This is a genomic window from Acidovorax sp. LjRoot129 (assembly GCF_964253765.1).
In the GTDB taxonomy this organism is placed as follows: Bacteria; Pseudomonadota; Gammaproteobacteria; order Burkholderiales; family Burkholderiaceae_C; genus Acidovorax.
Genome location: NZ_CAXUSE020000001.1, coordinates 2,685,831 through 2,703,401 on the forward strand (window position 1 = coordinate 2,685,831; position 17,571 = coordinate 2,703,401).

The window sequence follows — 17,571 nt, forward strand, 5'->3', positions numbered from 1 at the left end:
CCGCCATGCCCTACCAAGTCGCCATTTTTGATCTGGACAACTGCCTCATGGACGCCCGCGTCGTGGGGCCGCTGTTCGAGCCCGCGTTTGACGCCATCCGCCGCGCCAACCAGGGCATGCTCACACCCGCGGTGCTGGAGCAGTCGCTGCACCAGTGCTGGTACACCGCCTTCGACCTGGTGGCCAAGCGCTACCACTACACACCGGCCATGCGCGAAGCGGGGTGGAACGCGTTTTCGCAAATGCAGGTGGGCGACCGGCTGGAAGGCTATGCCGACCTGGCGCTGGTGCCCACCATCCCGGTGCGCCGGTACCTGGTCACCAGCGGGTTTCGCCGGCTGCAGGCGAGCAAGATCCGCGCGCTGGGCATCGGGCCGTGGTTTGAACGCGTGGACATCGACGCCATCGACGAGGGCGATGGCCCGCACGGCAAGCGGCCCCTGTTTGAGCAGATTCTGGAGGCCGAAGGCTGCGCTGCCGACGAGGTGCTGGTGATTGGCGACAACCCGCTGTCCGAGCTGGGCGTGGGCCAGGCGCTGGGCATGACCACCGTCCAGACCGTGCGGCCGGGCGTGCGGCCATGGGATGAAGCCGACCACCGGGTGGAGGGCTTGGGCGGTGTGCTGAAACTAGTGGCCACGGCGCACGAGCGTGCGTAGCCCGTTGCGGTGGCGTGAAGCCGGCAGACCGCAGTCCCATCAAAAAAGGGGCGACAGGCCGCCCCCGAGGCCGGGTCAACAGACGGCCGAGAGCGAATCCACGATGAGCTGCTGCCGCACGGTGAGCGCGGCGTAGCCTTGTTGAATGAGCCGTTTCACGGCGGCGTGGATTTCGGTTTCTGAGTAAAGCATCGATCCCTCCAGATGTGGCTTTGGGTTGGCAACCACCCCGAGCCGCGGCGTGCGGGGCAGGGCGGGGCGCGTTGAAGCGCCGTGGCCGATCGCGCAGTTTTTGATCTGCAAGTTGCGTTTTCCGAGGTGCAACTGGCGATGCGTCGACGGGCCAGCGCCTAGCTTCGTAGGTTTGGCCGCTACTCAAGCGCCGAAGGAAAAGGGCAAAAACCGGCTATTTCTGCCGCGGGGCGCGCGCCTCGGATGCCCGTCGTTGGGCAATCATGAATGTGGGGCATGAAACCGGCGGGCTCATCCATGCTTGTCCACCAGCCGGCACACCGTGCCCCACGTGCGGGTGGTGGCAGGCAGGGCGAACAGCGTCTCGGCAAACACCTGCGGGTTGCCCATGCTTTTGCCGCGTAGGTGGTTGAAGCTCATCATCTCGGCCGGCGCATAGGCCACCACATGCACATCGCCCCGTGCGTTTGTCACCGGCAAGCCCAGCGGCACTGCGGCGTCGGCATGCAAGAAGGTGACGTAGAAGTCGTAGATCGCATCGCCCGCGATTCCGCGAAACGGATCGCTGGCCGCCAGCGCAGCCAAGTGCGCCATGTCCCGCAAGAACACCGGCTCGACAAACCCGTGCTGCAACTGCAGGGCCGCTTGCACGCCGCGCAGGATGCTGCGGGCGCGGCGCGTACCCCCGCGTGCGTTGAACGCTACCGTGCCATTGGTCTGAAAGGACGCAGCGGCCTCCGCACCAGCCTGCAGGAACAAGTCTTCCAGCACCGCACGCGACGGCGCGTTGCCGTGCCCTAGATTGAGGTTGCGAAAGAAGGCGGCGAACTTCATTGGTGCTCCCTGGCGCTGGCCGCCGTCAGCTGGTCGTACGGGCCAAATTTATAGCAAAAATTGGCCTCTAGCGCTTGATGTATAAGCATTGGTAGCTATATAAACAATAGCAATTCACGCAATTGCACTCTGCGCCAACGGCCACAATAGACGCTTTTCCTGCGCCGCTGCCTGCTGTTTCGCAATGAATTCGCCCGTCGTCACCTCGCTGCTTCCCGTCATCCTGTTTATTGCCATCGGCTTTTATGTGGGGCGCCGCGGCTGGATACGCGCTGAGGCGGTGAAGGACCTGGCCAACCTCGTCTTCATGGTGCTTACACCCGCGCTGCTGTTTCGCACCATGAGCTCGGTCCACATCGAAGACCTGGACTTCGGCCCCATCGCCATCTACTTCGCGGCGGCCATGCTGGTTTTTGCCGCCGCCCTGGCGGTGCTGGGGTTCTCCAGCCTGGCGGCGGCCCGCGCGCTGGCCAACACCTTCAGCAACACCATCATGATCGGCGTGCCGCTGGTGGGCCTTGTGTTTGGCGAAGCCGGGCTGGTGACGCTGTTCACCTTGATCTCGGTGCACGCACTCATCTTGCTGACCGCGGCCACCGTGGTGTTCGAGCTGGCCTCAGCCCGCGAACACGCCGGCCGCGCGGGCGGGCCGCAGCAGGCCATGTGGCGCACGGTGCTGCAGGCGGTGCGCAACGGCATCGTGCACCCGGTGCCGCTGCCCATCATTGCCGGCCTGCTGTTCGCGCAAACCGGACTCGCCATCCCCGCGGTGGTGGACAAACCGATGCAGTTGCTGGGCCAGGCGCTGGGCCCCATCTCGCTGCTCCTGGTGGGCGTGACGCTGGCGTTCACCAAGGTGGGTCACCATTTCAAAGCCGCCCTGCGCATCGCCGTGGTCAAGTGCGTGGTGCACCCGCTGGTGCTGGCGGGGCTGGCCTGGGCGCTGGGCCTGTCGGGCATGCCGCTGGCGGTGATGATCGTGGCGGCCTCATTGCCGGTGGGCGCCAACGTCTTTTTATTCGCCCAGCGCTACCAGGTGGCAGAGGACGAGGTAACGGCCAGCGTGGCCGTGTCGACCACGCTGGCGTTGATTACGGTGCCAGTGGTGATCCTGGGTGTGACGCGCTGGGTGGCGAACTGACGGTTGGGGCGCAATGCCCCGGTGCCACCCAGAGCGGGAGCGTGGGTGTTGTCGGGACGGTGGTTCGCTTACTGAACTGGGGGCAGGTAGGCAGGGCGCGGCGCCGTCAAGCCTTGCTTGACCTGCTGGGTGATCTCGTCGGCGAGCACTTCGTCGGCACCGGCTTCCAGGCCATCGAGTGCGCGCTGAACAATGTCTTCAGCGCTCGTTTTGGGGACATCCAACCCGCGCGTCAGATCGGTATCCACATAGCCCATGTGCAAGCCCAGCACTTGAGTCTTCTGGCCGGCCAGTTCGTGGCGCAGAGCGTTGGTCAACGACCATGCTGCCGACTTGCTGGCCGAATACGCCGCCAGATCCCCCGCGTTGAACCACGATGCGACCGACAGTACGTTGAGCAGCGCGCCACCCCCATTGGCCTTGAGCACCGGCGCAAACGCTTTGCTCATGTTCAGCACGCCGAAGAAGTTGGTGTCGAAAATGCGGCGCGCCACCGCATCGCTGTCTTCTGCCAAAAAACCGCCGGGCTGGGCGATGCCTGCGTTGTTGATAACCAAGGTCACATCCGACGCCTGCCGTGCGGCCGCCTGGATCTGTTCAAGCGAGGTCACGTCCAGCTGCAAAGGTTGTACGCCCGCCAGAGTGACGGTGGACGGGTCTCGAGCGGCCGCGTAAACCTTGCGGGCACCCCGAGCAAGCAACTGGCGGGCAAACGCCAACCCGATTCCGCGGTTGGCACCTGTGACGAGAACGACTGCGTTCTGGATATTCATGAAAACTCCTGCGAAGACTGAAAATCAATGAGATATGACGGACGTCATATGAAAAATCAAAACCAATGGTTGAAGTGGCGTCAATTACCGCAGCTTGATCACCACCTTTCCTTTGGCGCGCCCGCTTTCTACGTAAGTCAGGGCTTTGTTGGTCGAAGCGAAAGGAAAAACCTTGTCCACCACCGGGCGGATGGCACCGGATTCGATGAGCGACGTGATCTGGCCCAACTGGCTGCCTTGGGCGCGCATGAAGAGAAATGAATATTTCACGTTGCGGCTTTGGGCCTTTTTACGGACGCCATAGCTCAGGATGCGGGTGGCTAGTTTCAGAAACCAGGGACCTCGGATCGACTCTGCAAACGCTGGATCGGGCGGTCCGGAGATGGAGATAAGCCGCCCGCCGGGCTTGAGTACCTCGAGGGATTTGGCGAGCGTCTTACCGTCCTGGCTGTTCAGCACCAAGTCGTAGTCGTGAAGGACTTTCTCAAAATCGTCCTTTCGGTAATCGATGACGGTATCGGCACCCAGGCCTTGAACCCACGCAACGTTGGCTGGCCCTGTGGTGGTGGCCACGGTGGCCCCAAGGTGTTTGGCCAGTTGAATGGCAAAGGTGCCGACGCCGCCAGAGCCTGCCTGGATGAATACCTTGTGCCCCTTTTTCAGCTGGGCCATTTCCACCAGGGCCTGCCATGCGGTCAACCCCACCAGCGGGATGGAGGCAGCCTCTTCCATGGTCAGGTTGCGGGGCTTCATGGCGACTGAATCCGCTTTGACCGCCACATATTCTGCGAAGGTGCCGATGCGGAAATCGTCAGGCCGGGAATACACCTCGTCGCCCACCTTGAAACGCGTGACGCGGCGGCCCACCCGGGTGACGACTCCCGCAACATCGTGTCCCAAAACAAAGGGGGTGCGGTAGGGCAGGATCAGCTTGAATTCGCCGTTGCGAATCTTGGAATCCAGGAGGTTGACACCGGCGGCGTGGACCTCTATCAGTACCTCGTCTTCACCCATTTCTGGATCGGGTATTTCGGCCGCCTTGAGGCTGTGGTTTTTGCCATAGCGCTCGACGATGAATGCTTTCATGGATTTTTGGTGCTCGCTGGAATGGATGTGACTTGGCAAACATTGCGGATCTCTAGTCATGGACATCCGCATGATGATCGTCATATTAATAAGGGAAAAAAGACGCGTGCGGATCTGGACTCCATCACGCGTCTGCGCTGTCCAGTCTTTTCAGGGTCGCTGCGCAGAATGCGTCGGACAGCGCAGGTTCATCCACCGCGCGGGCCAGCATCAGCGTACCCACCATCGCGGCGACCGTGGCCAGGGCGCGCTCGTGGGCGCCGGGCTGTCCCCAGTCAGGCATCTGCCGCGCGACCAGATCGATCATCTCCTTGATGCGCAGCGTGGCCGCGCGGCGCACCTCGGGCGACTGCCGCGGCATCTCAGACCCCAGGGCCGACACCGGGCAGCCGTTCTCGATGCCTTGGACGTGCTCTTTGGAGAGGTAAGCCGCGGCAAGTGCCCGCAGAGATTGCTCGGGCGGCACGGCCGCAACGATGTCGGCGGCGGCAGCATTTGCCGCGGCGCCGGCCCGGTCGGCAGCCTCGGCCAGCATGGCTTCGCGTGAGTCGAAGTGGGCGTAGAAGGCACCGTGGGTAAGGCCTGCTTCTTTCATGATGTCAGCGACGCCCGTCCCGCCGTAGCCGCTGCGGCGGATGGCACGCGACGCGACATCCACAATGCGTTCGTGCGAAGCCTCTTTGGCGGCAGTGCGCTGGTTGACGGGTGTTTTTCGCATGATGCGCATCATACAATGATGCGGTATTGCATGCAAATAGTGCGGCACTTCGCGCAGCAGTTGAGGTGCATGCCGGTTTGCGGGTAGCGTTTTAAGCGACCGACTGAGCGCGGCATGCCCCGCAGGGTTCGTGGCGTCGGAACTCAGACACGTACGCCGCATGCCGTTGGATTAGTCCTCCGTGCGGGGGCGGGCAACAATGAGCCGCCGATGGGGAGCGCTCAAGGCGCCAGCCGCTCCCGCACCCACGCACCCTGGTCCAGCCGGTAGCGCAGCCGGTCGTGCAACCGGCTCTTGCGGCCTTGCCAAAACTCCCACTGCTCGGGTTTGAGCCGGTAGCCGCCCCAGTGCGGCGGGCGGGGCGGTTGCAGCAAAAACTGCGCGCCGTACTTGGCGGCATTGGCCACCAGGGTGCCGCGGCCGGGGATGACCTGGCTTTGTGGGCTGGCCCAGGCGCCGATGCGGGAGTCCAGCGGGCGGCTGGCAAAGTAGGCGTCACTTTCCTCGTCGCTGACTTTTTCGACCGTGCCTTCGATGCGTACTACGCGCTCGAGCTCGACCCAGTGGAACTGCAGCGCCGCAAAAGGGTTGCCTGCAATCTGGCGGCCCTTGCGGCTGTCGTAGTTGGTAAACCAGACAATGCCGCGCTCGTCGTAGCCCTTGATGAGCACGATGCGCGTGCTGGGCCTGAGGTCGCCGCCCACGGTGGCGAGGGTCATGGCGTTGGGCTCAGGCACCTGGGCGCTGATGGCTTCGTTAAGCCACTGGTCAAACTGCTGCAGTGGCTCGGCGTGCGAGGCGTCTTCGTTGAGTTCGGCGCGCTCGTAGCTTTTGCGGAGGTCGGCGATGGAGGTCGTGGTCATGCACATGATTGTGCATGGGCGACCCGGGGCAGAGAATGCACACCGGAGCGAATGACGGCAGGGTATTTCGAGGCCCAGTTGTTGTCGAATGGATATTCGCTTATATTGCCGCACCGATGAAGCACAAAGACGACGAAAAGCAGCGTGCGATTGCCCAGGCCACCTTTGAACTGGTAGCCCAGACGGGTTTGAGCGGCCTGACACTGGCCGAGATCGCACGGGCTGCAGGCGTGGCTACCAGCACGCTGTACGTCTACTACCCGTCCAAGGACGAACTGATCAGCCAGCTGTACCAGGATGCAAAGACGGTGACGGCGGCACGCCTGATGGAAGGCGTGGAGCCTGGCATGCCCTACCGGGCGCGTGTGCGCCGCACCTGGTGCAACCTGCTGCGCCACCGGCTGGACCAGTATGCCGAGGTGATCTTCCAGGAGCAGTACTACAACTCGCCCTGGTTCACCGAGGGCAACCGCGAATTTTCGACCCGCCTGATGGCCGGTTTTTTTGCCCTGATGGAAGAGGGGCAGCAACAAGAGATCTTGAAGGCCGTGCCGGTGCCGCTGCTCACGGCCAGCCTGGTCGGGTCGGTGCGCGAGACGGCCAACCTCATCCGCACCAAGGTGTTGCCCGATGAGGATGCCATGCACCAGATGGCTTTCAGCCTTTGCTGGGACGCTCTCAAGGCCTAGGCCCGAAGCAGGGACAACAGACCGTTGGAAGCGCAGATGCGACGCACCCATACCTCTTTTAATCGAATGAAAATTCTCTTAACTGCGCGATACGCCCCGAACGCACTGCTGCAGGAGCGATGGCGTCGCTGACGCTGCTCCAACGATCAAAAACTGCTCGCCCCACACCTGAATCCACCCCACGGAGAACCACGATGCCCACGCTCAACATCAACGGCAAAAACACGGCGGTCGACGCCGACGAATCCACGCCCATCCTCTGGGCCCTGCGCGACACGCTGGGCATGACGGGCACCAAGTTTGGCTGCGGCCAGGCCTTGTGTGGCGCCTGCACGGTGCACCTGAACGGCGCGCCCATCCGCTCCTGCATCACGCCGATCTCCGCCGCGGCGGGGCAGAAGATCACGACCATCGAGGCGGTGTCCACCACCGACAAGGTCGGCAAGGCGGTGCACGCAGCCTGGGTCAAACACGATGTGGCGCAGTGCGGCTACTGCCAAAGCGGCCAGATCATGAGCGCCACCGCGCTACTGCAGGGCAAGAAGAAGCCCACCGACTCCGACATCGACGCCGCCATGGCGGGCAACGTGTGCCGCTGCGGTACCTACGTGCGCATCCGCGCTGCCATCCACGACGCCGCCAAGACGCTGGCTTGAGCCCACCACTGAGTCCAGGAGAACACCATGCACTTCGAATCTCAAGCCCTGCAGTTAGAGGCCCACAATTTCATGCCAAAACACCTTCTAGCGCTGATGGAACAAGCGCAAGATGCTAGTGATTTAGGAGCAACAGACGGGACAGGCGGTGTGGCGCGCCGCACCTTCCTCAAAGTATCGGCCGCCTCGGGCTTTGCGCTGGGCGCGTTCCCGTTGGTGGCCGCAGCCCAGGGCGCGGGCGCTGCGGCACCGGCGGGGCTCAAGCCTTTCGAGCAACCCTCGGCCTTTGTGCGCATCGACGCCGATGGCACCGTCACCGTCACGATCAACCGGCTGGACTTTGGCCAGGGCGTGCAGACCGGCCTGCCCATGATCCTGGCCGAAGAGCTGGACGCTGACTGGAGCAAGATGCGCAGTGTGCACGGCGACGCCAACCAGGCCTATGCCGACCCGGCCTTTGGCATGCACCTCACGGGGGGCTCCAACTCCATCAAGAACTCGTATACCCAGTACCGCGAACTCGGCGCACGCACCCGGGCCATGCTGGTCGGGGCGGCCGCAGCGCAGTGGGGCGTGGATGCATCGGCGCTGCGCACCAGCAACGGCTTTGTGGTGGGCCCGGGCGGCAAGAAGCTCGGCTACGGCCAACTGGCCGAGGCCGCGATGAAGCAGCCTGTGCCCGAGAAAGTCACCCTCAAGGACCCCAAGCAGTTCCGCATCATCGGCAAGCCCACAGGCCGGCTCGACGCCAAGGCCAAGTCCAGCGGCCAGCAGGACTACGGCATCGACGTGCGCCTGCCCGGCATGCTGACGGCCGTGGTGGCGCGCCCGCCGGTGTTCGGCGCCAAGCTCAAGTCGCTGGACGACTCCGCTGCCAAGGCCGTCAGGGGTGTGAAGGCCGTGCTGCGCGTGCCCACCGACCGGGGCGGCGAAGGCGTGGCCGTGGTGGCCGACGGCTACTGGGCCGCCAAGCAGGGCCGCGATGCGCTCAAGGCCGAGTGGGACCACAGCCGCGTGGGCCAGCCCGACACCGCCCGCTTGCTGGCGCAGTACCGCGAACTGGCCGCCAAGCCCGGCCTGGTGGCCATGCAAGCGGACACGGCACCGCTGGCGGGCGCGGCGCACAAGATCAGCGCCGAGTTTGTCTTCCCCTACCTCGCGCACGCGCCCATGGAACCGCTCAACTGCACCGTCAAGCTCGACGGCGACAAGGCTGAACTCTGGATGGGCACGCAGATGCCGGGCCTGGATGCCATGGCCGCCGCCAAGACGCTGGGCGTGCCACCGCAGAACATCAAGGTGCACACGCAGATGGCCGGTGGCGGCTTTGGTCGCCGCGCCATCCCCACCAGCGACTATGTGGTGGAGGCCTGCGGAGTGGCCAAGGCCGCGCGCATGGCGGGCATCACCGCCCCGGTCCGCACCCTGTGGAGCCGCGAGGACGACATCAAGGGCGGCTACTACCGGCCCATGCACGTGCACCGCGCCGAGATCGGGTTTGATGCAGAAGGCAAGATCCTGGCGTGGGACCACACCATCGTCGGGCAGTCCATCCTCAAAGGCTCGCCGTTCGAGGCCTTCATGGTCAAGAACGGCATCGATGCCACGGCCGTTGAAGGCATGAAAGAGCCCTACGACGTGCCAATGAAACTGTCGGTGCACCACCCCGAGGTCAACGTCCCGGTGCTCTGGTGGCGCAGCGTGGGCTCCACCCACACGGCCTACGCCATGGAGACGCTGATCGACGACGTGGCCCGCGCCACCCAGCAAGACCCGGTGGCCTACCGCATGCGCCTGATGGGCGACAAGCACCCGCGCCACAAGGCGGCGCTGCAGCTGGCCGTGGCGCAGTCGGGCTACGGCAAGAAGAAGCTGGCGCCCGGCCGTGCGTGGGGCGTGGCGGTGCATGAGTCGTTCCAGTCCGTGGTGGCGTACGTGGTCGAGGCCTCGGTGAAAGACGGCACGCCCAAGCTGCACAGCATCACGGCCGGCGTTCACTGCAATCTGGTGGTCAACCCCAAGAGCGTAGAAACGCAGGTGCAGGGCGCGGCGCTGATGGGCCTGTCGATGTGCCTGCCAGGCGCGGCCATCACGCTCAAGGATGGCGTGGTCGAGCAGAGCAATTTCGGGGACTTCGCCGTGCCGCGCATCACCGACATGCCGCTGGTGGCCGTGCACGTGGTACCCAGCGCCGAGCCGCCCACCGGCATGGGCGAACCCGGCCTGCCGCCGCTGGCGCCAGCGTTTGCCAACGCCATCGCCCAGATCACGGGCAAGGCCCTGCGCGAGCTGCCGTTCAAGCTGGCGTGATCTGACACCCGCGCCACCCAAGGGCCGCCTCAGGCCCCGGCTGGCGCCGGCGGCGGAGATCGCACGGGTAGGGTAGGTAACGCGAATGCCGAGTCCGCTTTGACAAGGTCCAAAAATGCGGCCAGCGTGGCCGTGGGGAGCCTGCGGCTGGGGTAGTACAGGTAAAAACCCGGGATGGGCGGACACCAGTCGCCCAGCACGCTCACCAGCGCGCCAGTGGCCAGCGCGGCCCGGGCGTACGGCTCGTACAGGTACGCAAAGCCGACGCCATCGAGGGCGGCCTGCAGGATGAGCGGCATGTCGCCCACGGTCAGGCGGCCGGGCACATCGACGGCAACTTTCTCGCCGGCTTTTTCAAACTCCCACGCAAAGCGCACTCCGCTGGGGAAGCGGATGCGCACGCAGGGCATTTGCAGCAGGTCGCGCGGGCTGCGCGGCGTGCCGACGCGTGCGATCAGCGCGGGGGAGGCCACCACCATCAGTTGCTGCGCTGTCCCGATGGGCAGCGCCACCATGTCCTGCTGCAGGCGTTCGCCGTAGCGCACGCCCGCGTCAAAACCGCCTTCCACAATGTCGACGAGGCCGTCGTCCAGCACCAGCTCGACCTGTGCCTCGGGGTACCGCGCCAAGAAGTCGGCGACGAGCGGCCCCAGCACAAGGTCGCCCGCAGACCGCGGCGCGTTGATGCGCAGCAGGCCCTGCGGCGTGTCACGGAAAGCATTGATGCCGTCGATGGCAGCGTCGATGTCCTGAAGGGCAGGGCCGACGCGCGCGAGCAGCTGGCGCCCTGCGGGCGTCAGGGCCACGCTGCGCGTGGTGCGGTTGAACATGCGCACACCCAGGCGCTCTTCCAGCGCACGCACGGCATGGCTGATGGCCGAGGCGGACAGGCCCAGCTCCTGCGCGGCAGCCCGAAAGCTCAAGTGGCGGGCGATGCTGGTCAGCAGCTTCAAATCGGCAAGGTCAAGGCTCATTGATGAATTAGCTTCATGGGTCCATGTATTTTGAGGCTATTTGTGTTCGCTTTATTCAACAATAAGCTGCCCGCTGATTTGCAAACCAAGGGAGAAAACATGCAAAACAGCGAGTGGAATCTGGCCGGGAAGACCTTTTTGGTCAGCGGCGCGTCGTCGGGCATCGGTGCCGCCACGGCCGTCGCGCTGGGGCGCCAGCGGGCCCAGGTGGTGCTGGCGGCGCGCCGCACGGCCGAGTGCGAAGCGGTGGCAGAACAAGTGCGCGCAGCGGGTGGCCAAGCCTATGTCACGGCGCTGGACGTGACCGACGAAGCTAGCGTGCAGCGCAGCGTGGAAGCCACGGTGCAGCACTTTGGCCGCCTTGACGGCGCCTTCAACAACGCCGGCACGCTGGGTGCCGCGGGCCCCTTGCACACGCTGAGCACGGCGGATGTGCAGGCGGTGCTACAGGCCAACACGCTGGGCATCTTCTATGCGCTCAAGCACCAGATCGCCGCAATGCTCAAGACAGGCGGCGGGGCGATCGTCAACAACCTGTCGATCTCGTCCCAGGTCGGCTTCAATGGCATCAGCGCCTATACCGCCAGCAAACACGCTGCGCTGGGGCTGACACGCAATGCAGCTATGGAATATTTTCAGCAAGGCATTCGCGTGAACGCGCTGAGCCCGGGCCCCACCGTGACCCCGATGGCGCTGGCCGCGTTTGGCAACGAAGACGCCATGCGCGGGAGCCTGCAGACGTCCCCCGCCGGGCGGCCGGCGCTGCCGTCGGAGATGGTGGGCCCGGTGCTGTTTCTGCTCTCGGACGCAGCCAGCTTCGTGAGTGGACACAGCCTGGTGGTGGACGGCGGATACACGCTGGCCTGACGTCGAGCGCACCACGCCAGACCACGCCGGTGTTGGCATAGCATGGCGCGATGCATGACCCGTCCGCCACCCACCTGCCACGCCCACTACAACCGGGTGCCCACGTCGTCCTGGTCCTCGCCTCGGGCCGGGGCGAGCGTTTTGCGGCATCGGGCGGTGCGGTGCACAAACTGCGCGCACCCCTGGCAGGCATGACGGTCTTGGAGCACACGCTGGCCGCCGTGCGCGCAAGTGGCCTGGCCTGGCACCTGGAGGATGTCGGCCACCCCGGCATGGGCGATTCGATTGCGGCGGCCGTGCGCGCCACCGCAGGCGCCGGCGGCTGGCTGGTGCTGCCGGGCGATCTGCCGCTGGTCCAGCCCGCCACATTGCTCAGTGTGGCTGCCGCCCTGGCACACAGTGCAGTGGTCGTGCCCCTGTACCGCGGCGAGCGCGGGCACCCGGTGGGTTTTGCGGCGCAGTGCCTGCAGGATCTGCTCGCGCTGTCGGGCGAACAGGGCGCCGCCGGCATCGTGCGCCAACATGCCCAGCAGGGCGGGGTGCAGAGCGTGGAAGTGCAGGACGAAGGCACGGTGACCGATATCGACACCGTGGCAGACCTGGCCCGCGCCGAGCGCATCCTTGCGGCCCGCAAAGACTGACCCACGCCAAAAAAGAAAACCCGCCGGCTGAAGCATCAGCGAGCGGGTGTGGGTGAGCTAAAGGCCGCGGCTTTGCGCAGCCCCTCGGCTCCGCAGCGCGCTTGTTTTACTTCGCTGCGATCACTGCGCAGGCCAAGCGCGGGCCTGCGTTACCAGTGGGCTGGGTCTTGTAGTCATCCGGGTCGCGGTGAACGATCAAGCCCTTGCCAACGATGTCGTTGGCGGTGCTGCCCACGCGAATCGTGCTGGATTCAAAGTTGAACGTGGCCGCGCCATTGGCGTCGGCCTTGAGACTGGGAAGGTCGCCGGTGTGGTGCTCGCCCATGCCGTGGTGGCCGTGGGACTTGCCGCCGGGGTTGAAGTGGCCGCCGGTGCTCATGCCGTCGCCACTGGAGCAATCGCCCTTTTCATGCACATGAAAGCCGTGTTCCGCATTGGGCTTGAGGCCGGTGATGGAGCCCGACACTTTCACAACGTCGCCCGACTGGACGAATGTGACCGTACCCGCGGCGGTGTTGCCGCGTGTGGGTTCGAGCTTGGCGGTCGCGCTGGGGCCTGACGACGAGTACGCCGCGCAGCCGGCCAGGGTGACGGCCGCAAGGGCTGACAGGGCAATTCCGAAACGATTTTTCATGTGACGCACTCCTTGATAAACAAATGAACAAAAAAACACGCAATGGTGACAACGGTTCGGGTACGCAGGGCGGTCGCAGTTGTATTTTTTTGTTGCCATGGCTCCTCACGCCCGATAGCCATTAGTACGCCCGGAAGGAAGACACAGCAAGGATCTACGCTTCTTTTTGAGCCAGCGCAATCAAACGTGCCAGGGCGCGGTCGTGAATGCCATGCTTGCGCAGCTCGTCGTAGGTGGCCTGGGCGTAGTCGCGGGTGGTGCCAAATCGCCCGCAGGCCTCTTCAAAAATGCGGCAGTACTCATGGTCGGCCAGCTCGCCCGTGTGGTTGGGGCTTTTGCGCGAGAGGGTGAACGCCAGCGCTTGCACTGTGCCATGGGGTGTGCGGCAGGGCAGCCAGCGCGGGTCGTACACGGCGGTGACCATCTCGCGCTGCCACAGGTTGATCATGACCTGCCGCGCATGCGCCTTGTCCACGCGGAACACCATGCCGCGGCAGCTGCCGCCCGACAGCATGCCGAACACGAGACCCGGGCATTCGGGGGTGCCGCGGTTGATGCGGCTCCACATCTTGAGCGCCCGGTGCCAGCCATGCACGGTGGCGGGGCGGCGCTCGGCGTAGTCGAAATCGGGACGCCAGATGAGCGAGCCGTAACCAAACACCCACAGGTCCTGGTGGCCGCCCCATTCCCCGAGCGCACGTTCCAGCATGGGGGCCGGGTCGCGAAGGGGCGCGGGAAGATTCGTCATGGGCTCACTCTACAATTGAAAACTTTGCTTTTGGGCGCTGCGGGTTTTTGCACTGGCAGGCCGCGCGGCAGCTCCGCCTTCATTCATTCATTCTTCATTTTTAACCACAACAGGAATCTCCCATGTCTAGTTCTGACGACGATAGCCAACAACGTTTTGCCCTGGGTTTCCTGTTTGCCTTGATCGCGCTGGTCATCTCGGTGGTGGTCGGCACCGTGGTGGTCAAGCGCGTGGGCGCCTCGGGTGCGGCCAAGCCAGGCGCCACCGCCGTGGCCAGCAGCGCGCCAGCCGCAGCCGTGGTGGCCGACGTTGCCAGCGTGCGGGTTGAAAACGGCGTCGTGAAGTTCTACTTTGCCAGCGCCAAGGCCGAGCTGGCGGCGGGCGCCAACGAGGCGCTGGCGGATGTGGTCAAGGGCGTGGCCGACGGCAAGAAGGCCGTGGTCTCGGGTTTTCATGACGCCACGGGCGATGCGGCACTGAACGCCGAGTTGGCCAAGCAGCGCGCCTTTGCGGTGCGCGATGCGCTCAAGGGCCTGGGCGTGGCGGAAGACAAGATCGAGCTGAAGAAGCCTGAAGTCACCACGGCCACCGGCAGCAACGCCGAAGCCCGCCGCGTGGAAGTGGCGCTGGGCGCCGTCTGAACGATCTTTGCCGGGCTTCTTGCCCGCACCCACAAAAAAACCCGGCCTCGCCGGGTTTCTTATTGCTCAAAAATGCCGCCAGCGCTTGATGTATAAGCGTGAGAGGCTATGAAAGTTATAGCACCAGCTACCGCAGGCCTGCACCGCCCGTGCCTTCTGCACGCTGGATCAACTCAATCTTGTAGCCGTCGGGGTCCGTCACGAACGCGATGACGGTGGTGCCGCCCTTGACGGGGCCGGCCTCGCGCGTCACGTTGCCGCCCGATGCCTTGATCTTTTCGCAGGCTGCGTAGGCGTCAGGTACCCCCAGCGCGATGTGGCCGTACGCCGTGCCCAGGTCGTAGCTCTCGGTGCCCCAGTTGTAGGTCAACTCGATCTCGGCCTGGCCGGGGTTGCCGCCATCAAAGCCCAGGAACGCCAGCGAGTATTTGTACTCGGGGTTCTCGGACTGGCGCAGCAGCTGCATGCCAAGGACTTGGGTATAGAAATCAATCGAGCGTTGAAGGTTGCCAACGCGCAGCATCGTGTGGAGGAATCTCATCCTTTGGATTGTGAAGGCAGATCAAAAACCAGGCAGGTGGTGGTGGCGTGGGCGTACAGCGTGCCGTCGGGGCCGACCAGGCGCGCCTCGGCGGTGGCCAGTTGGCGCCCGCAGTGGATCACCCGGCCTTCGGCGCGCACGCGCTGCACCTTGGGCGTGAGCGCCTTGACGAGGTTCACGCCCAGCTCGGCCGTGGTGTAGCCGCGGCCGGCCAGCATGCGCGTGTGCACCGCGCAGCCCAGGGCTGAATCGAGCAGCGTGGCAAACCAGCCACCATGCACCGTGCCCATGGGGTTCAAGTGCCCCGGGCCTGGCGTGCCCTGAAAGATGGCCAGGCCTTCGCCGACTTCCAGCAACTGGAAGTCGAGCGTACGAGCAATGGGCGGGTAGGGCAGCTCGCCGCGCAGCATGGCCTGCATGGCTTGCAGGCCCGTGAGGCCCGCGACCTGGTCAGGCCGGGCCACGCCCGCGCCCACGCCAGCTTCGAGGCGTGCGGTGATTTCGCGTTCCTGCGCGAGCCATTGTTCGAGTTGGTGGGTCTGGGTCATGCGGTACCTCGGAGGGGGTGGGGTGAAGAACTCTAGGGATCCTTGGCACGAATCATCGCGCCGTGTGCGCTGCGGCCTCGGGCGGTCTGCGTCGCAGCAAATACTCGCAATAGCTATGGCTAGTGCTGCGGTTTGCGCCTCGCAGCCCATCCCGATCCGCAGCGCACACTGGCCGCTCGATTCGTGCAGAGGATCCCTTGCAATAACTTGCATATACAATTATTGTAGATACAATTTACCGCATGCAAGCTCCAATCGCCTTTGATGATGCTCCTGCGACGGTGCTGCCCCAGGGCTGTACCAACTTCAAGCTGCGCCAGTTGATGCGTCGCGTGGCGCAGCACTACGACAACGAAATGGCCCGGTGCGGGCTCAAGACGACGCAGTATTCGCTGCTGTCCCACGTGCTCAAGCTGGGGCCGATCCGCCCTGGCGATCTGGCGGCGGAGATGAAGATGGACGCCTCCACGCTCACCCGCAATCTGCGCCCGCTGGTGGATGCGGGCTGGGTCACGCTGGAGGCCGGCGCCGATGCACGCAGCCGCCTGGTGCACATCACCGACGCCGGGCGCGAGAAGCGGGCCGAGGCGCAGCGCTGCTGGAAGGTGGCGCAATTGGCCCTCAACGAGACCCTGGGGGCAGGGCGGGTGAACGCCCTGCATGCCCTGGTGGACGACTCGCTGACGTTGCTGGCCAGCATGGAGGACAAGCAGGAGCACGGCGATGACCAATGAAACCCACCCCTCTCGCAACCTGGGCGGCGGCAACGTTTTTGTGACGCCACCAACCGCGCCCGACGACGCTCCGATAAAAAAGCCCGTCGCGCCCGTCGCGCTGTGGCTGGTGCTGCTGGCCGCTGCGGGTGCGTTTGCCCTCACCATGGGCACGCGCCAGACCATGGGCTTGTTCCTCTCGGCGCTCAATACCTCGACCGCTTTAGGCATTGGCAGCATCAGCCTGGCGTTTGCGTTTGGCCAGCTTTGGTGGGGCCTGACCCAGCCCTTTGCGGGCGCGGTGGCCGACCGCATCGGCACCGGCCGCGTGATCCTGCTGGGGGTGGCACTGGTGGCGCTGGGCACGTTTATCACGCCGTACATGACCACCACCGCAGGCCTCATCTTTGCCATCGGCGTGCTGGCTGCGGGCGGGGCAGGCATGGCGGGGCCGTCGGTGCTGATGGCCGCCACGGCGCGTCTTGTGCCGGCCCACAAGCGCGGGCTGGCCAGCGGCATCGTCAACGCGGGCGGCTCGTTTGGCCAGTTCATCATGGCGCCCATTGCCATCAGCCTGACCGCTGCGCTGGGTTGGGCCAGCGCCATGCAATGGCTGGGTGTGCTGGTGCTGCTGGCGCTGCCGGCGGTGTGGGTGCTCAAGGGCAATTCCAACGCTATGGCTGCGCAGGCCGCCGCGGCATCGGGCCAAAAGGCGCTGACGACACGCGAGGCCGTGGCCCAGGCGCTGGCCACACCCAGCTACCGCTACCTGGCCCTCGGGTTTCTGGTGTGCGGTTTTCATGTGGCCTTTTTGGCCACGCACCTGCCGGGTGTCATTGCCGCGTGCGGATTGCCTCCTGAAGTGGGTGGCTGGGCGCTGGCGGTGATCGGCCTCTTCAACATTGTGGGCAGCCTGGCCATGGGCTGGGCCGTGGGGCGCTGGCGCATGAAGTCGCTGCTGTCGCTGCTGTATGCCACGCGCGCTGTGGCGGTCCTGGTCTTTTTGTTCGCCCCCAAGACGGCCCCGGTGGTCATGGTTTTTGCGGCGGTAATGGGCGTGACGTTCCTCTCCACCGTGCCGCCCACGGCCGGGCTGGTCGCCAAGATGTTCGGCACGGCCAACATGGCAATGCTGTTTGGCGTGGTGATGTTGTCGCACCAGATCGGCGGTTTTTTGGGCGCGTACCTGGGCGGCAGCGTCTTCCAGGCCACGGGCAGTTACGACTGGGTCTGGTACATCGACATCGCGCTGGCCGCGGGCGCGGCGCTGGTGAACCTGCCCATCCGCGAGGCACCGCTGGCACGCCGCACGGTGGCTGCCGCGGCCTGATCTGAGCCACTCC

The 17,571-nt window shown here is 65.0% G+C and carries 21 protein-coding genes; 10 read left to right on the top strand and 11 right to left on the bottom strand.

Features of this window, described 5'->3' with window-relative positions; genetic code table 11:
* The first annotated feature begins 5 nt into the window (after positions 1–5).
* Positions 6–659 carry an HAD family hydrolase gene (locus ACSQ3Q_RS12245; RefSeq protein ID WP_436134642.1) on the top strand — a complete coding sequence of 218 codons (654 nt, stop codon included), beginning with the start codon at positions 6–8 and terminating at the stop codon, positions 657–659.
* Positions 660–734: 75 nt separating this feature from the next.
* On the opposite strand, the gene ACSQ3Q_RS12250 is transcribed toward ACSQ3Q_RS12245, so the two are convergent.
* Both ACSQ3Q_RS12250 and ACSQ3Q_RS12255 read right to left on the bottom strand, forming a co-directional pair.
* Complete coding sequence (locus ACSQ3Q_RS12250; RefSeq protein ID WP_436134643.1) at positions 735–962, bottom strand: hypothetical protein; 228 nt, start codon at positions 960–962, stop codon at positions 735–737.
* A 180-nt stretch (positions 963–1,142) separates the two neighbouring features.
* A complete protein-coding gene (locus ACSQ3Q_RS12255; protein ID WP_436134644.1) occupies positions 1,143–1,685 on the bottom strand; it encodes a DUF1697 domain-containing protein in 543 nt (180 codons plus the stop codon).
* Positions 1,686–1,869: 184 nt separating this feature from the next.
* Between ACSQ3Q_RS12255 and ACSQ3Q_RS12260 the strand changes: the two genes are divergently transcribed.
* Positions 1,870–2,826 carry an AEC family transporter gene (locus tag ACSQ3Q_RS12260; protein WP_436134645.1) on the top strand — a complete coding sequence of 319 codons (957 nt, stop codon included), beginning with the start codon at positions 1,870–1,872 and terminating at the stop codon, positions 2,824–2,826.
* A 68-nt stretch (positions 2,827–2,894) separates the two neighbouring features.
* Here the strand turns inward: ACSQ3Q_RS12260 and ACSQ3Q_RS12265 are convergent, their stop codons facing one another.
* The 4 genes from ACSQ3Q_RS12265 to pdxH all read right to left on the bottom strand — a co-directional run bounded on the left by ACSQ3Q_RS12265 (position 2,895) and on the right by pdxH (position 6,272).
* On the bottom strand, positions 2,895–3,599 hold the full coding sequence (locus tag ACSQ3Q_RS12265; protein WP_436134646.1) for an SDR family oxidoreductase: 705 nt from the start codon (positions 3,597–3,599) through the stop codon (positions 2,895–2,897).
* Between the two features lie 84 nt (positions 3,600–3,683).
* On the bottom strand, positions 3,684–4,685 hold the full coding sequence (locus ACSQ3Q_RS12270; RefSeq protein WP_436136994.1) for an NADP-dependent oxidoreductase: 1,002 nt from the start codon (positions 4,683–4,685) through the stop codon (positions 3,684–3,686).
* 124 nt (positions 4,686–4,809) lie between these two features.
* Entirely contained in the window at positions 4,810–5,415 is a 606-nt protein-coding gene (locus tag ACSQ3Q_RS12275) for a TetR/AcrR family transcriptional regulator (protein ID WP_436134647.1), read from the bottom strand.
* 209 nt (positions 5,416–5,624) lie between these two features.
* Positions 5,625–6,272: a pyridoxamine 5'-phosphate oxidase gene (gene pdxH, locus ACSQ3Q_RS12280; RefSeq protein WP_436134648.1), complete on the bottom strand. Its 648-nt coding sequence runs from the start codon at positions 6,270–6,272 to the stop codon at positions 5,625–5,627.
* A gap of 110 nt (positions 6,273–6,382) precedes the next feature.
* On the opposite strand from pdxH, the gene ACSQ3Q_RS12285 reads away from it, so the two are divergent.
* The 3 genes from ACSQ3Q_RS12285 (at position 6,383) to ACSQ3Q_RS12295 (ending at position 9,921) form a co-directional block, all read left to right on the top strand.
* A complete protein-coding gene (locus ACSQ3Q_RS12285; protein WP_436134649.1) occupies positions 6,383–6,955 on the top strand; it encodes a TetR/AcrR family transcriptional regulator in 573 nt (190 codons plus the stop codon).
* Positions 6,956–7,149: 194 nt separating this feature from the next.
* Positions 7,150–7,611, top strand: a complete 462-nt coding sequence (locus ACSQ3Q_RS12290; RefSeq protein ID WP_436134650.1) for a (2Fe-2S)-binding protein — start codon at positions 7,150–7,152, stop codon at positions 7,609–7,611.
* 27 nt (positions 7,612–7,638) lie between these two features.
* Entirely contained in the window at positions 7,639–9,921 is a 2,283-nt protein-coding gene (locus ACSQ3Q_RS12295) for a molybdopterin cofactor-binding domain-containing protein (protein ID WP_436134651.1), read from the top strand.
* Between the two features lie 29 nt (positions 9,922–9,950).
* Here ACSQ3Q_RS12295 and ACSQ3Q_RS12300 read toward each other — a convergent pair whose 3' ends face one another.
* Entirely contained in the window at positions 9,951–10,895 is a 945-nt protein-coding gene (locus ACSQ3Q_RS12300) for a LysR substrate-binding domain-containing protein (RefSeq protein ID WP_436134652.1), read from the bottom strand.
* Positions 10,896–10,994: 99 nt separating this feature from the next.
* Here ACSQ3Q_RS12300 and ACSQ3Q_RS12305 point away from each other — a divergent pair, with 99 nt between their 5' ends.
* On the top strand, positions 10,995–11,762 hold the full coding sequence (locus ACSQ3Q_RS12305; RefSeq protein WP_436134653.1) for an SDR family NAD(P)-dependent oxidoreductase: 768 nt from the start codon (positions 10,995–10,997) through the stop codon (positions 11,760–11,762).
* A 50-nt stretch (positions 11,763–11,812) separates the two neighbouring features.
* Entirely contained in the window at positions 11,813–12,403 is a 591-nt protein-coding gene (locus tag ACSQ3Q_RS12310) for a nucleotidyltransferase family protein (protein WP_436134654.1), read from the top strand.
* 106 nt (positions 12,404–12,509) lie between these two features.
* Here ACSQ3Q_RS12310 and ACSQ3Q_RS12315 read toward each other — a convergent pair whose 3' ends face one another.
* Together ACSQ3Q_RS12315 and ACSQ3Q_RS12320 are read right to left on the bottom strand one after the other, a co-directional pair.
* Positions 12,510–13,037 (bottom strand): superoxide dismutase family protein, encoded by a 528-nt coding sequence (locus ACSQ3Q_RS12315; RefSeq protein WP_436134655.1) that lies wholly within the window; start codon positions 13,035–13,037, stop codon positions 12,510–12,512.
* Between the two features lie 154 nt (positions 13,038–13,191).
* On the bottom strand, positions 13,192–13,785 hold the full coding sequence (locus ACSQ3Q_RS12320; RefSeq protein WP_436134656.1) for a gamma-glutamylcyclotransferase: 594 nt from the start codon (positions 13,783–13,785) through the stop codon (positions 13,192–13,194).
* 122 nt (positions 13,786–13,907) lie between these two features.
* On the opposite strand from ACSQ3Q_RS12320, the gene ACSQ3Q_RS12325 reads away from it, so the two are divergent.
* Positions 13,908–14,426, top strand: coding sequence for an OmpA family protein (locus tag ACSQ3Q_RS12325; protein WP_436134657.1), 519 nt, complete (start codon positions 13,908–13,910; stop codon positions 14,424–14,426).
* 127 nt (positions 14,427–14,553) lie between these two features.
* Here ACSQ3Q_RS12325 and gloA read toward each other — a convergent pair whose 3' ends face one another.
* Together gloA and ACSQ3Q_RS12335 are read right to left on the bottom strand one after the other, a co-directional pair.
* Positions 14,554–14,967 (bottom strand): lactoylglutathione lyase, encoded by a 414-nt coding sequence (gloA, locus tag ACSQ3Q_RS12330; protein WP_436134658.1) that lies wholly within the window; start codon positions 14,965–14,967, stop codon positions 14,554–14,556.
* Complete coding sequence (locus tag ACSQ3Q_RS12335) at positions 14,964–15,515, bottom strand: PaaI family thioesterase (RefSeq protein WP_436134659.1); 552 nt, start codon at positions 15,513–15,515, stop codon at positions 14,964–14,966. The genes gloA and ACSQ3Q_RS12335 overlap by 4 nt, the downstream gene beginning before the upstream one ends.
* 242 nt (positions 15,516–15,757) lie before the next feature.
* Between ACSQ3Q_RS12335 and ACSQ3Q_RS12340 the strand changes: the two genes are divergently transcribed.
* On the top strand, positions 15,758–16,249 hold the full coding sequence (locus tag ACSQ3Q_RS12340) for a MarR family winged helix-turn-helix transcriptional regulator (RefSeq protein WP_436134660.1): 492 nt from the start codon (positions 15,758–15,760) through the stop codon (positions 16,247–16,249).
* Complete coding sequence (locus ACSQ3Q_RS12345) at positions 16,239–17,558, top strand: MFS transporter (protein ID WP_436134661.1); 1,320 nt, start codon at positions 16,239–16,241, stop codon at positions 17,556–17,558. The genes ACSQ3Q_RS12340 and ACSQ3Q_RS12345 overlap by 11 nt, the downstream gene beginning before the upstream one ends.
* The last annotated feature ends 13 nt before the right edge of the window (positions 17,559–17,571 follow it).

Bases quoted from the DNA above. Each gene is read 5' to 3' on its own strand.
- ACSQ3Q_RS12325 (WP_436134657.1), top strand. From the start codon at position 13,908: ATGTCTAGTTCTGACGACGATAGCCAACAACGTTTTGCCCTGGGTTTC.
- ACSQ3Q_RS12320 (WP_436134656.1), bottom strand. From the start codon at position 13,785: ATGACGAATCTTCCCGCGCCCCTTCGCGACCCGGCCCCCATGCTGGAA.
- ACSQ3Q_RS12300 (WP_436134652.1), bottom strand. From the start codon at position 10,895: ATGAGCCTTGACCTTGCCGATTTGAAGCTGCTGACCAGCATCGCCCGC.
- ACSQ3Q_RS12295 (WP_436134651.1), top strand. From the start codon at position 7,639: ATGCACTTCGAATCTCAAGCCCTGCAGTTAGAGGCCCACAATTTCATG.
- pdxH (WP_436134648.1), bottom strand. From the start codon at position 6,272: ATGTGCATGACCACGACCTCCATCGCCGACCTCCGCAAAAGCTACGAG.
- ACSQ3Q_RS12305 (WP_436134653.1), top strand. From the start codon at position 10,995: ATGCAAAACAGCGAGTGGAATCTGGCCGGGAAGACCTTTTTGGTCAGC.
- ACSQ3Q_RS12290 (WP_436134650.1), top strand. From the start codon at position 7,150: ATGCCCACGCTCAACATCAACGGCAAAAACACGGCGGTCGACGCCGAC.
- ACSQ3Q_RS12265 (WP_436134646.1), bottom strand. From the start codon at position 3,599: ATGAATATCCAGAACGCAGTCGTTCTCGTCACAGGTGCCAACCGCGGA.
- ACSQ3Q_RS12255 (WP_436134644.1), bottom strand. From the start codon at position 1,685: ATGAAGTTCGCCGCCTTCTTTCGCAACCTCAATCTAGGGCACGGCAAC.
- ACSQ3Q_RS12335 (WP_436134659.1), bottom strand. From the start codon at position 15,515: ATGACCCAGACCCACCAACTCGAACAATGGCTCGCGCAGGAACGCGAA.
- ACSQ3Q_RS12275 (WP_436134647.1), bottom strand. From the start codon at position 5,415: ATGATGCGCATCATGCGAAAAACACCCGTCAACCAGCGCACTGCCGCC.
- ACSQ3Q_RS12270 (WP_436136994.1), bottom strand. From the start codon at position 4,685: ATGAAAGCATTCATCGTCGAGCGCTATGGCAAAAACCACAGCCTCAAG.
- ACSQ3Q_RS12310 (WP_436134654.1), top strand. From the start codon at position 11,813: ATGCATGACCCGTCCGCCACCCACCTGCCACGCCCACTACAACCGGGT.
- gloA (WP_436134658.1), bottom strand. From the start codon at position 14,967: ATGAGATTCCTCCACACGATGCTGCGCGTTGGCAACCTTCAACGCTCG.
- ACSQ3Q_RS12245 (WP_436134642.1), top strand. From the start codon at position 6: ATGCCCTACCAAGTCGCCATTTTTGATCTGGACAACTGCCTCATGGAC.
- ACSQ3Q_RS12285 (WP_436134649.1), top strand. From the start codon at position 6,383: ATGAAGCACAAAGACGACGAAAAGCAGCGTGCGATTGCCCAGGCCACC.
- ACSQ3Q_RS12340 (WP_436134660.1), top strand. From the start codon at position 15,758: ATGCAAGCTCCAATCGCCTTTGATGATGCTCCTGCGACGGTGCTGCCC.
- ACSQ3Q_RS12315 (WP_436134655.1), bottom strand. From the start codon at position 13,037: ATGAAAAATCGTTTCGGAATTGCCCTGTCAGCCCTTGCGGCCGTCACC.
- ACSQ3Q_RS12260 (WP_436134645.1), top strand. From the start codon at position 1,870: ATGAATTCGCCCGTCGTCACCTCGCTGCTTCCCGTCATCCTGTTTATT.
- ACSQ3Q_RS12345 (WP_436134661.1), top strand. From the start codon at position 16,239: ATGACCAATGAAACCCACCCCTCTCGCAACCTGGGCGGCGGCAACGTT.